Raw genomic sequence first — 221 nt, 5'->3', positions numbered from 1 at the left:
CCTTCCCAACGGGGATTAAATGAACATTCAAACGGACTCCTCCGAAAAGATGGACTACCAAAAGAAATGGACTTCCACCAAGTCAATCAAGGATTCATCTCATCCGTTGCGTCCAAAAGAAACCATATCCCTAGAAAATCACTAAATTACCAAACACCATTAGAAGTTTTTTTGAGTTACGTAAATGGAAAGTTTTGTCTCGCTTAATTTGACAAATAATA

At 37.1% G+C, this 221-nt stretch carries 1 protein-coding gene; it reads left to right on the top strand.

Going from position 1 to position 221, the window contains the following annotated elements; all coding sequences use genetic code 11:
- A partial coding sequence (locus DIZ30_RS08610) for a transposase (protein ID WP_376737960.1) occupies nt 1-207 on the top strand: 207 nt, incomplete at its 5' end.
- Nucleotides 208-221 lie beyond the last annotated feature (14 nt).

It is taken from the genome of Enterococcus sp. H57 (assembly GCF_003112495.1).
Classification (GTDB): domain Bacteria; phylum Bacillota; class Bacilli; order Lactobacillales; family Enterococcaceae; genus Enterococcus_B; species Enterococcus_B faecium.
Note: the sequence above shows the minus strand (reverse complement) of the source record. Positions and strands in the feature narration are given on the sequence as shown.